The organism is Bradyrhizobium sp. 41S5 (assembly GCF_011516665.3).
GTDB lineage: Bacteria > Pseudomonadota > Alphaproteobacteria > Rhizobiales > Xanthobacteraceae > Bradyrhizobium > Bradyrhizobium quebecense.
Genome location: NZ_CP083721.1, coordinates 4,859,932 through 4,871,839 on the forward strand (window position 1 = coordinate 4,859,932; position 11,908 = coordinate 4,871,839).

Consider the following 11,908-nt stretch of genomic DNA (forward strand, 5'->3'; position numbering starts at 1 on the left):
CGATCCTGATTCCAGCGAACACCGCGATCCGACCGACGACCAGATTGGCGCCGATCATGAAAGATGCGGACATGAGTCCATTGATCGAACGCGAGTGAACCCCGCCGCCGGGGGCTAGACCATTTCCGCCGGCGCCAGCCGGCAGGTCTCGCTGCTGATCTCAACCTGCAGGGTCGCGTGGTGGATGCTGAATCGCTCCGACAGCTCGGCGCAGACCCGATGCAGGAAGACATCGTCATGTCCGCCGGGCCGCACCAGGTGTGCGGTCAACGCCGTCTCGCTGGTGCTCATCGCCCAGATGTGCAGGTCGTGCACCTCGGTGACGCCCTCGAGCGCGCCGAGATAGTCCCTCACCCGCTTGAGATCGATGCCCCTCGGCACCGCGTCGAGCGCGAGGTTGACGCTGTCGCGAGCAAGCTCCCAGCCGCTCAGCAGCACCACCACGGCGATGACCAGGCTGATCGCCGGATCGAGCCACTGCCAGCCGGTCGCCATGATCAGCAGCGCGGCGATCACGACGCCGAACGAGACTCCGGCGTCCGCCGCCATATGCAGATAGGCGCCGCGGATATTGAGGTCGCTGTCGCGGCCGCGCATGAACAACAACGCCGTGCCGCCATTGATCAGGATGCCGAGCGCCGCGACCCAGACCACGGTCCAGCTTGCCACCTCGGCCGGCTCGCGGAAGCGGTTGATCGCCTCGACCGCGATGCCGCCGACCGCAATCAACAGCAGCCCGGCATTGAACAGCGCCGCCAGGATCGAGGCACGGCGATAGCCATAGGTGTGGGTGTCGGTCGGGCGCCTGCCGCCCAGCCACGCCCCGCCCCAGGCCAGCAGCAGCGCGATGACGTCGGAGAGATTGTGAACGGCGTCGGAGACCAGCGCCAGCGAGTTGGCGGAATAGCCGAAGATCAGCTCGGCGATGACGAAAGCGGTGTTCAGCGACGCGCCGACCGCAAAGGCCGTACCGAAACTGTCGGGCGCGTGGCTGTGCCCAGCGTGCGAATGCCCGGCGTGTGCGTGCCCGGCATGAGAATGTCCGTAAGAATGACCGCTGTGGTCATGGTCGTGGTCGTGATTGTGCGCCATGGCAACCGTCGCCCGATATCGTCGGCGACGGTTATAGCCCGGCGAAATGTGGATACTATCACACCGCGGCTGTCGAACGGCGGGTTACGGCTTGCGCCTAACCCGCCCACCGCAACTACTCCACGCCGCGATTGAACTTGTTCGACTTCGGCAGGCCATGGGCGAGCCGGCCGGCGTCGGCGCGGTTGCCGCGCCAGTCGGCCAGTTCCTTCAAGGTCATGCTGTGCTCACGGCCGGCGGAGTCCTTCCAGGTCAGGCCGGCCTTGGCATCGAACACCGCGACATCGGACAGTTCCGAGCTGCTGTATTTCTGCAGCCGGACGCCACGGCCCCGCGCCATCTCCGGCACCTGGTCGAGACCAAACAGCACCATCTTGTGGTTGGTGCCGATCACGGCAACGGTGTCGCCGTTCACGGTGGTGATCGCACGGGCCTCGTTCGGCATCTCGACATTGAGCACCTGCTTGCCCTTGCGGGTGTTGCCGACGCAGTCCTCTTCCTTGACGACGAAGCCCTGGCCCTCGCTGCTCGCGATCAGGAATTTGCGCTCGCCCTTGTTGACGAACAGCGAGATGATCGCGGCGTCCTGCTCGAGGTCGATGAACATGCGGATCGGCTCGCCATGGCCGCGGCCGCCCGGCAGCTTGGCGACATCGAGCGAGTAGAACTTGCCGTTCGTCGCGAACAGCAGCAGCTTCGAGGTGGTCTCGGCAAAGAACGAATGCTCGAGCTTGTCGTCGGTCTTGAAGGCGAGCCCCGACAGATCCTCGACGTGGCCCTTCAGTGTCCGCACCCAGCCCTTCTCGGAGATCACGACGGTGCACGGCTCACGCTCGACCAGGGCTTCCTCGATCGCGGCGAGGTCATGTTCGGGCGCATCGGCGAAGGTGGTGCGGCGCTTGCCGAGCGGGGTCTTGGGCCCGAAGATATCGCGGACCTTGCGGACCTGATCGCTGACCTTGGCCCATTGCTCGGTCTCGGAGCCGAGCAGGCCCTCGATTCCCTTCAGCTCCTTGCGCAGCTCCTTGTCCTCGGTGCGGATCTCCATCTCCTCCAGGCGGCGCAGATTGCGCAAGCGCATGTTCAGGATGGCATCGGCCTGGACGTCGGTGAGGTTGAAGGTCTTCATCAAGACCGGCTTCGGCTCGTCCTCGGTGCGGATGATCTTGATCACCTTGTCGAGGTTCAGGTAGGCGACGAGGTGGCCGCCCAGCACTTCCAGCCGGTGCTCGATCTGCGTCTTGCGGAAATTCGAACGGCGGACCAGCACGTCGCGCAAATGGTCGAGCCATTCGCGCAGGCACTCGGCAAGGCCGACCACCTTCGGGATGCGGCCCTTGATCAGCACGTTCAGGTTCAGCGAGATCTTGCTTTCCAGCTCGGTCAGCCGGAACAGCGACTCCATCATCAGCGCCGGATCGACGGTCCGGGATTTCGGCTCGATCACGAGGCGAACGTCCTCGGCCGATTCGTCGCGGACATCGCCAACCAGCGGCAGCTTCTTCTCGTTGATGAGTTCGGCGATCTTCTCGACAATCCGCGATTTCTGCACCAGCCACGGGATCTCGGTGACGACGATCACCCAGGTGCCACGCGCGCCCTCCTCCTGGGTCCAGCGCGCGCGGGTGCGGAACGAGCCGCGCCCCGTCGTGTAGGCCTCGACGATCGCTTCCTTGGAATCGACGACGATGCCGCCGGTCGGAAAGTCCGGGCCCTTGACCCACTTCAGCAGCGCCTTCGACTTGGCGTCGGGCTTCTCGATCAGATGCAGCGCGGCGTCGCAGAGCTCGGCGGCGTTGTGCGGCGGGATCGAGGTCGCCATGCCGACCGCGATGCCCTGCGCGCCGTTGGCGAGCAGGTTCGGGAAACCGCCCGGCAGCACCACCGGCTCTTTCGACTGGCCGTCATAATTGGGGCGGAATTCAACACCGTCCTCGTCGATGCCTTCGAGAAGGAGCCGCGCGACCTCGGTCATGCGGGCTTCGGTGTAGCGGTAGGCGGCCGCATTATCGCCATCGATATTGCCGAAATTGCCCTGACCGTCGACCAGCGGGTAGCGCGAGGAGAAATCCTGCGCGAGGCGCACCATGGCGTCGTAGATCGCCTGGTCGCCATGTGGATGGAACGAGCCCATCACGTCGCCGACGATCTTCGCCGACTTCTTGAACGCCGCGCGCGGGTCGAGCCCGAGCAGGTCCATGCCGTAGAGGATGCGCCGGTGCACAGGCTTCAGCCCGTCGCGGGCATCCGGCAGCGCACGATGCATGATGGTCGAGAGCGCATAGGCGAGATAGCGCTCCTCGAGCGCATCACGCAGCGGCACCTCGTGAATTTCGGCCGGCTTTTCCGGCGGTACCTGTCGTTTTCCCATGGGGAGGCGTTAAACCTTGGCGGTGAATCGGGCAAGCCGCGAATTACCGGGAATTTAGGGCCCGAATTGGCCTTACGGAACCGCCGTTCGGCTTCGCGGCCTGGTCACGGCGTTGATAAACCCGTCGCGGGCATCGGAATGGCCCTGACCGCGGGGCTCCAGCACGTGGCGGAGCAGGAACAGACCGGTGATCTGGAAACCGTCGCGCAAGTCCTGCTCCGACCAGCTGTTGGCGCCGCTCTCGCCTTCGCGCAGGAACGCCGGCAGCGGCAACAGCCGGTCGCGCCACGGCTCGCCGGCGGCGCGGGACACGGCGCCGCCGGATTTCGGCGACACGTAGATCAGGTCGGAGGTCTCTCCGGTCGCCGCGCAGTTTTCCAGATCGAGCCCGAAGCCGAGTTCGGTCAGCATCGCCAGCTCAAACCGGATCAAGTGGACCGCCGCGACGCCGGCATCGTCGAAATCGTCGAGCGTCCCCTGCAGCATCTCGTAGATGTCTTGATGCGGATCGCGCTCCGGCAGCAGCCGCGCCAGCGCCGCCAAATGCGTCACGCCATAGACCGCGTGCGACGAAGCGAGCAGCGTCGCCGCCCGCAGCCGCGTGCCCTCCAACGCATACATGCCGAGATGCTCGTCGAGCCGCGCCCGCCACACCGCCGTGACGCTGTTGCCGGGCTGCAGCAACGGGCGCATCCGCGAGCTGGCGCCACCGCGCACCAGGCCGAGATGGCGGCCGTGCTCCCGCGTCAGCAGCTCGACGATGGCGGAGGATTCGCCATGCCGCCGCACGCCCAGCACGATGCCTTCATCGGTCCATTCCATGTGCAACAGATTATAGGATTCAGTTGGACGACGCAGCAATTTGCATCGTCATTCCGGGATGCGCCTCTTGGCGCAGGCCACAGATGCGCAATTGCGCATCGGGAATCCACACCCCGATGGTGGTTATGGATTCCGGGCTCACGCTTCGCCTGCCCCGGACGGCCGAGGCTGTCCGCTACGCGTTGAACCAGCCCCGCGCGTCGCCGGTGAAGGAATAATACAGCCCAGCCGTGGTCAGGATGCAGGACACCACCTCGATGGCGCTGTCGAGCTCCAGCCCCTTCTCGCCGATTACCTGCACCAGCGAGATCACCGACAGCACCAGCATCGCGGCGAGCGCCCAGCGCGGCCAGTTCTTGCGGTGCTGCGCGGCAAGCCGGACGAAATACACCAGCAGGAGGATCATGCAGCCGGCGGTCAAGGTCTCGCCGGTGATCATCTGATCGGTTCTCACGTCGGTCGGCGTGCGGTCCTGGAACGCCACCGACAACGCGTCGAGCGTCAGCGACAGATAGAGCAGCACCTCAAACCACAGCACATTTCTGGGCACGTTCATTGCTTTGGGCACGCTCATTGCTCTGGGCACATTCAGGCGCCGGCTCATTCCTTGGGGAAGTCCAGCCCCATTTCCTTGTAGCGGTCGGGATCGTCGCCCCAATTCTCGCGCACCTTGACGAACAGGAACAGGTGCACGGGAACGCCCATGATCTCGGCGATCTCGGCACGCGCCTGCGCGCCGATCGACTTGATGGTGGCGCCGCCCTTGCCGAGCACGATCTTGCGCTGGCTCTCGCGCTCGACGAAGATCGTCTGCTCGACGCGGATCGACTTGTCCTTGCGGTCGGTCCAGCTGTCGGTCTCGACCGTCGACTGGTACGGCAATTCCTGATGCAGATGGCTGTAGATCTTCTCGCGGGTGATCTCGGCCGCCAGATGCCGCATCGGCGCATCCGACATCTGGTCCTCGGGATAGAGGAACGGTCCCGCGGGCACCAGCTTGGCCAGCGCCTGGCGCAGATCGTCAACGCCATCGCCCGACAGCGCCGAGATCATGAAAGTGTGCTCGAAGCGCATCCGCTCGTTGGCGGCCTGCGCCAGCGCCAGCAGCTTCTCGCGCTGCACGAGGTCGACCTTGTTCAGCACCAGGATCTTCGGATGCGCGACGGTTTCGAGCTTGGCGAGGATCGCATTGGCCTCCTCGTCGATGCCCGACTTCGCATCGAGCAGCACACAGACGAGATCGGCGTCGTGGGCGCCGCTCCAGGCGGTCGACACCATGGCGCGGTCCAGCCGGCGCCGCGGCGCGAAGATGCCGGGCGTGTCGACCAGGATGATCTGCGCGTTGCCCTCGATCACGATGCCGCGGATCAGCGCGCGCGTGGTCTGCACCTTGCGCGAAACGATGGTGACCTTGGAGCCCACCAGCGCATTGACCAACGTCGACTTGCCGACATTGGGCGCACCGATCAGCGCGACGAAGCCACAGCGCGTCGCGTCCCCCTGCCCTTTGGCTTCGTCAGTCATTGGTACCGACGCCTTCACGCTCGATCATCGCGGATGCTGCTGCTTTCTCGGCCGCGCGCTTGTTGCCGCCGAGGCCCTCGGCGGAGGCCAGGCCCGGCAGGTCAACCGCAACGCGGAATTGTGGATCGTGGTGCGGGCCGGTGCGTTCGACCTCGCGGTAGACCGGCGTCGGCAATCCCTTGCCTTGCGCCCATTCCTGCAACACGGTCTTGGGATCGCGCAGCGGCCGGCGCAGCTTGTGCATCCGTTCCGTCCAGTTGCGCTCGACGAACTGGCGCGCGGCCTCGTAGCCACCGTCGAGAAAGATCGCCCCGATCACCGCCTCGCAGATATCGCCGAGCACGGATTTGCGCAGCCGCGCGCCCTCGACCGCCTTCACCATGCCGAGCTTGATGTCCTCGAGAAGCCCGAGCGACTTGGCGACGTCGGCGCAGCTTTCCTTGCGCACGAGATCGGCGAGCCGCTTCGACAATTCGCCCTCGTCGGCCTTCGGAAATGCGCGGAACAGCATGTCGGACACGATCAGCCCGAGCACGTGGTCGCCGAGGAATTCCAGCCGCTGGTAGCTGTCGGCGCGGTTGCGGGTGGCGGGCTTCAGCGCGGAGACGTGGGTGAACGCGGTGGTCAGCAGCGCGGCATCCGAGAACGTATACCCGATACGCGCCTCGGTGCCGGCGATCGCGGCCTTCTCTTCGGCCGCCTTGGCAGCCTTGCTGCGCCGCTTCTTCGGCGCGGCCGTGCTTTCGGCGGCGGGCGTCTGGCTCGGCTCGCCGATGGGCGCTTGGTCGTTGATGGCTGCGGTATCGTCGTTCATCGCACGATGGAGAATAGGCGGTTCCACCGCACGGCGAACGGCCAGCGCCAGATCATCCAGGCCTGCTCGCCCTCGGCGATCGAGAAGAAGATCATTTGGGCACGCCCGATGATGTTCTCGAACGGCACGTAGCCGACCTGCGACAGGAAGCGGCTGTCGGTGGAGTTGTCGCGGTTGTCGCCCATCATGAAGAAATGCCCGGGCGGAACGGTGTAGACGATAGTGTTGTCCATGTAGCTGTTGTCGGTGCAGTCGAGCGACTCATAGCTGACGCCGTTCGGCAGCGTTTCCTTCCAGCGCTTGACCCGCGCGGTGGCATCCGCCGAGCCGCAGGGATCCTCGCCGACGAAATCGCTCAGCCGCTCGCGCTTGATCGGCTCATTGTTGATGTAGAGCAGCCCGTTCCGGACCTCGATGCGGTCGCCCGGCAGTCCGATGACGCGCTTGATGTAGTCGGTGGAGTCATCCCGCGGCAGGCGGAACACCACGATGTCGCCGCGGTTCGGCTCCGAGCCGAAGATGCGCCCCGAGAAGATGTTCGGCGAGAACGGGATCGAATAATGGCTGTAGCCATAGGAATATTTCGAGACGAACAGGTAGTCGCCGACCAAGAGCGTCGCCTTCATCGACCCCGAGGGGATGTTGAACGGCTGGAACAGGAAGGTGCGGATGACGAGCGCGATCAGAAGGGCATGGATGACGACGCGGATGGTCTCGCCCAAGCCGCTCTCAGATTTGGTCCCGGTGGTCGCGCTCATTGCTTTCCCAATTCCCGCGGGCCCTGATGCCCACGCGGTGGCAGAACGTTCTCTCCACGCGAAGCGTTCGACCCCCGCGTGAGGAAAATGGCCTTGATTCTGATCTTGAGGGCAAATTCCGGCCTAAACCTGGAATCCGCGTCTCGCTCGATACCCTGCGGCGTTTTAGACGGTTGTTCGCAGGGGCGCAATCAATCGCCGCCTCAAAACTTCGCAATTCATTGAAATGTCAATGATTTTTTAGTTTGCTGAAGTTTTCTGGCAAATTCCGGCGCCGCCCGCTCATCTGGCGGGAGCAACCGCCGAAATTATGACGAAGGCCTGTGCCAGCGGCCAATCGTCCGTGATCGAAAGGTCGATCTGCGCCTGCATGCCCGCGGGTGTCAGCTCCTGGAGCCGAGCCAGCGCCCCGCCGGTAAGCTGCATCGATGGCCGGCCTCCCGGCAGGTTCACCACCCCCATGTCCTTCCACCACACCCCGCGCCGGATACCGGTGCCGAGCGCCTTGGAGCAGGCCTCCTTCGCGGCGAACCGCTTGGCGTAGGTTGCGACCACCATCTTCTCGCTATTGGCGCGGCGCATCGCCTTGGCGCGCTCGGCGTCGGTGAAGATGCGATCGAGGAAGCGCTCGCCGTGCCGCTCGATCACCTTCGCAATCCGCGTGATGTCGATCAGGTCGGAGCCAATGCCGATGATCATGCGCTGACGGCACCTTGCGCCCTGGCACGGCCGCGGTCCATCGCCGCACGCATCTCGCGCACCGTGGCGGCGATGCCGACGAACAGCGCCTCGCCCATCATGAAGTAGCCGATGTTGAGCTCGCGGATTTCGGGCAGCGCGGAAATCGTCTCCGCCGTCTCATAGTCGAGCCCGTGGCCGGCATGGACCTCGAGCCCGGCCGCCTGCGCGAGCTTGGCGCCGGCGACGATGCGCTTCCACTCGGCCTCCGCCTTGTCCTTGTGACCATCGACCACGGCGTCGCACCAGCCGCCGGTGTGGATCTCGATCACGGGCGCCTTCAGCTGCGCGGCCATCTCGATTTGCCTGGGATCGGCGGCAATGAACAGCGAGACCCGGATGCCGGCATCATTGAGCCGCGCGATGAGCGGCGCCAGCGCATTGTGCTGGCCGACCACGTCGAGGCCGCCTTCGGTGGTGAGTTCCTGGCGCCGTTCCGGCACCAGGCAGACCGCATGAGGCTTGGTGGCAAGCGAAATCCGCAGCATGTCGTCGGTCGCCGCCATCTCGAAATTCAGCGGCTTGGATATCTCGGCCTTGAGCCGCGCCATGTCCTCATCGCGGATGTGACGGCGATCCTCGCGCAAATGCGCGGTGATGCCGTCGGCGCCGGCCTCGATCGCGGCAAGCGCCAGCCGCACCGGATCGGGCCGCGCCCCGCCCCGCGCATTGCGCAGGGTCGCGACGTGATCGACATTGATACCGAGACGGAGGGGAGCAGCCTTTGACATGTCTCTAACCTGCAATTCTAGCCTGTCATGCGCGGGCATAGCCGTCCGAAGGAAGGCGGCGCTTCCGCTCGCCTATGCCCTGCGCATGCATCTTTACCCATTGACGCGTTCGACCCGTGCAACGACGGCCTTGGCGCGCAACTGCGCGATGATAGCGCTGAGATGCTTGAGGTCATAGACCTCAAGATCGATGGTCAACTCCGTAAAGTCGGGCGATTGGCGCGACATGTGGATGTTGTCGATATTGCCGTCGTGCTCGGCGATCACGGTCGCAATCTGGGCGAGGCTGCCCGGCTCGTTGACATTGTGGACCAGGATGCGCGCGGGGAATCGCTGCGGCATGGTCTCGTCGATGTCCCAGCGCACGTCGAGCCAGCGCTCCGGCTCCTCCTCGAAATCCTTCAGCGCCGGCGACTGGATCGGATAGATCGTGATCCCCTCGCCCGCCGTGACGATGCCGACGATCCGATCGCCCGGCACGGCGCCGCCGTTCGGCGCGAACTTCACCGGCAGGTCGGAATTGATGCCGCGCACCGGGATCACCGAAGTGGCGCGCGCCGGATGCGGCGGGGTCTGCGTCTTCAGCTTGGCGGCGAGCCCCTTCTTGGCGCCATAGCGTACCAGCCGCTCTTCCTTGTAGTCGGGATACATCGCGCGCGCGACGTCGGAGGCCTTGATCTCGCCGCGCCCGACGGACGCCATCACGTCCTCGATCGAGGTGCGCGCGAGCCGCGGCAAGGCGCCCTTCAGCTTGTCGTCGGCATATTCGATCTTGGCGCGGGCAAACAGGCGGTCGACGATGCGGCGGCCGAGGCCGGCATACTGGTCGCGCACCGCATCGCGGGTGGCACGCCGGATCGCGGCGCGCGCCTTGCCGGTGCGGGCCAGCGCTTCCCAGGCCGACGGCGGCGCCGACTGCGCCTTAGAGGTCAGCACCTCGACCTCGTCGCCATTCTGCAACTCCGAGGACAGCGGCGCGAACTTGCCGTTGATTTTGCAGCCGACCGCGCTGTTGCCGACGCCGGTGTGCACGGCATAGGCGAAATCGATCACGTTGGCGTTGCGCGGCAGCGCGATCAGCTTGCCCTTCGGCGTGAAGCAGAACACCTGGTCGTGGAACAGCTCGAGCTTGGTGTGCTCGAGGAATTCCTCGGGATTGGAGCTCTCCGAGAGGATGCCGATGGTGTGGCGCAGCCAGGCGAAAGCGTTCGACTCGTGCTTCAGCCGCTCATGCGGCGAGCCCGCCCCTTCCTTGTAGAAGGCATGCGCAGCGATGCCGAACTCGGCGATCTGGTTCATCTCCTCGGTGCGGATCTGCAGCTCGACGCGCTGCTTGCCCGGTCCGATCACGGTGGTGTGGATCGACCGGTAGTCGTTCTGCTTCGGTGTCGAGATGTAATCCTTGAAGCGGCCCGGCACGACCGGCCAGGTGGTGTGGACAATGCCGAGGGCGCGGTAGCAGGCGCCGACATCGTCGAGGATGACGCGGAAGCCATAGATGTCGGAGAGCTGCTCGAAGCCGACCGACTTGCGCTCCATCTTGGTCCAGATCGAAAACGGCTGCTTGCGGCGGCCGAACACCCGCGCGGTGATGCCGTTCTTCTGCAGGTTCTTGGAGAGCTGGGTTTCGATCTCGCCGATCAGGTTGCGGTTGCGCTCGGCCAGTGAATCGAGCCGCTGCTTGACCACCGCATAGGCCTCGGGATCAAGCACGAAGAACGACAGGTCCTCCAGCTCCTCGCGCATCTCCTGCATACCCATGCGGCCGGCCAGCGGCGCATAGATATCCAGCGTCTCCTCGGCGATGCGGCGGCGCGAGGCCGGCGGCACGAATTCCAACGTGCGCATGTTGTGCAGGCGGTCGGCGAGCTTGATCAGCAGAACGCGGACGTCGTCCGCGATCGCCAGCAGCAGCTTGCGCAAATTCTCGGCCTGCTTGGCCTCGCGCGACACCAGCTCCAGCCGCTTCAGCTTGGTCAGGCCTTCGACCAGCGCGCCGATCTCATGGCCGAACACATGGTCGATCTCGGCCCGCGTCGCCTCGGTGTCCTCGATCGTATCGTGCAGCAGCGCCGCCACGATCGTGGCGTCGTCGAGCTTGAGATTGGTGAGGATCGCGGCGACCTCGAGCGGATGCGAGAAATAGGGATCGCCGGAGGCGCGCGTCTGCGTACCGTGCGCCTTCATGGCGTAGACATAGGCGCGGTTGAGCAGGTCTTCGTTGGTGTCGGGGTTATAGGACCGGACGCGCTCGACAAGGTCATATTGTCGCATCATTCGGGTGCGCGGCTTGGCCGGCCTCTCCGCCGCGGACGACGCCGGCGCGACCGCGACCGTTTCGGTTGCAGCCTGCATCTGGATGGAACTGCGGCGTCGATACGCCATGAACTCGCTGCCTCTCGCGGGACCGGAACGTCCCTTCTTCCTCAATCTAGTGCGCTTTCGAACGAAGCAGCACCCCGCGCGGGGCCCGGAACCATTCAATTTCCCGCGCCCGCATAGGACGCACCGTAACAGCAAAATTGTCAACAAAAGCAAAGGCCCGGAGCAATGTCCGGGCCTTTGGCAAATTGATCCGAGATGTGAGCCGAATGACGAGCCTACTCGTCTTCCTCGGGCTGCTCTTCCGGGGGCGCCAGACCCTCGAGGCCCTTCAGCAGCTCTTCCTCGGTCATGCGCTCGACCGCGACCTCGGTGTCGTCGGCATCGACGCTGGCACCGGCGGAGCCGATCAGCGGCACGGTGTCCGGCTCGGGCTCGTCGACCTCGACGAACTTCTGCAGGGAGTGCACGAGTTCCTCTTTCAGGTCCTCCGGCGATATCGTCGAATCGGCGATCTCCCGCAGCGAAACGACCGGGTTCTTGTCGTTGTCGCGATCAACCGTGAGTTGCGATCCCGACGAGATCATCCGGGCACGATGCGCAGCCAACAGGACGAGGTCGAAACGATTGTCGACCTTATCAATGCAATCTTCGACGGTGACGCGAGCCATCTCGAGGCGCTCCGTGGTAAAAGGGACCGAACATGTAGGTTATGAGGGTTAGTTATAGGGCTAGC

11 protein-coding genes are annotated in these 11,908 nt (G+C 64.8%); all 11 read right to left on the reverse strand.

What is annotated here, in order from left to right; genetic code table 11:
• Nucleotides 1-114: 114 nt before the first annotated feature.
• Nucleotides 115-1,092, reverse strand: coding sequence for a cation diffusion facilitator family transporter (locus HAP47_RS23695; protein WP_173642533.1), 978 nt, complete (start codon nucleotides 1,090-1,092; stop codon nucleotides 115-117).
• A 115-nt stretch (nucleotides 1,093-1,207) separates the two neighbouring features.
• Complete coding sequence (gene parC / locus HAP47_RS23700; RefSeq protein WP_173642532.1) at nucleotides 1,208-3,463, reverse strand: DNA topoisomerase IV subunit A; 2,256 nt, start codon at nucleotides 3,461-3,463, stop codon at nucleotides 1,208-1,210.
• A gap of 72 nt (nucleotides 3,464-3,535) precedes the next feature.
• A complete protein-coding gene (gene recO / locus HAP47_RS23705; protein WP_173643157.1) occupies nucleotides 3,536-4,285 on the reverse strand; it encodes a DNA repair protein RecO in 750 nt (249 codons plus the stop codon).
• 175 nt (nucleotides 4,286-4,460) lie between these two features.
• The gene (locus tag HAP47_RS23710) at nucleotides 4,461-4,841 is read right to left on the reverse strand and encodes a hypothetical protein (RefSeq protein ID WP_173643156.1); all 381 of its coding nucleotides are present in this window, start codon (nucleotides 4,839-4,841) and stop codon (nucleotides 4,461-4,463) included.
• A gap of 44 nt (nucleotides 4,842-4,885) precedes the next feature.
• Complete coding sequence (era, locus tag HAP47_RS23715; protein WP_173642531.1) at nucleotides 4,886-5,809, reverse strand: GTPase Era; 924 nt, start codon at nucleotides 5,807-5,809, stop codon at nucleotides 4,886-4,888.
• Nucleotides 5,802-6,623, reverse strand: coding sequence for a ribonuclease III (gene rnc / locus HAP47_RS23720; RefSeq protein WP_173642530.1), 822 nt, complete (start codon nucleotides 6,621-6,623; stop codon nucleotides 5,802-5,804). Before rnc ends, era begins: the two co-directional genes overlap by 8 nt.
• The gene (gene lepB, locus HAP47_RS23725) at nucleotides 6,620-7,381 is read right to left on the reverse strand and encodes a signal peptidase I (RefSeq protein WP_173642529.1); all 762 of its coding nucleotides are present in this window, start codon (nucleotides 7,379-7,381) and stop codon (nucleotides 6,620-6,622) included. Before lepB ends, rnc begins: the two co-directional genes overlap by 4 nt.
• 282 nt (nucleotides 7,382-7,663) lie before the next feature.
• Complete coding sequence (gene acpS / locus HAP47_RS23730) at nucleotides 7,664-8,080, reverse strand: holo-ACP synthase (protein WP_173642528.1); 417 nt, start codon at nucleotides 8,078-8,080, stop codon at nucleotides 7,664-7,666.
• A complete protein-coding gene (locus HAP47_RS23735; protein ID WP_173642527.1) occupies nucleotides 8,077-8,850 on the reverse strand; it encodes a pyridoxine 5'-phosphate synthase in 774 nt (257 codons plus the stop codon). Before HAP47_RS23735 ends, acpS begins: the two co-directional genes overlap by 4 nt.
• A gap of 93 nt (nucleotides 8,851-8,943) precedes the next feature.
• Complete coding sequence (locus HAP47_RS23740; protein WP_173642526.1) at nucleotides 8,944-11,235, reverse strand: RelA/SpoT family protein; 2,292 nt, start codon at nucleotides 11,233-11,235, stop codon at nucleotides 8,944-8,946.
• A gap of 215 nt (nucleotides 11,236-11,450) precedes the next feature.
• The gene (rpoZ, locus tag HAP47_RS23745; RefSeq protein ID WP_016844003.1) at nucleotides 11,451-11,843 is read right to left on the reverse strand and encodes a DNA-directed RNA polymerase subunit omega; all 393 of its coding nucleotides are present in this window, start codon (nucleotides 11,841-11,843) and stop codon (nucleotides 11,451-11,453) included.
• Nucleotides 11,844-11,908 lie beyond the last annotated feature (65 nt).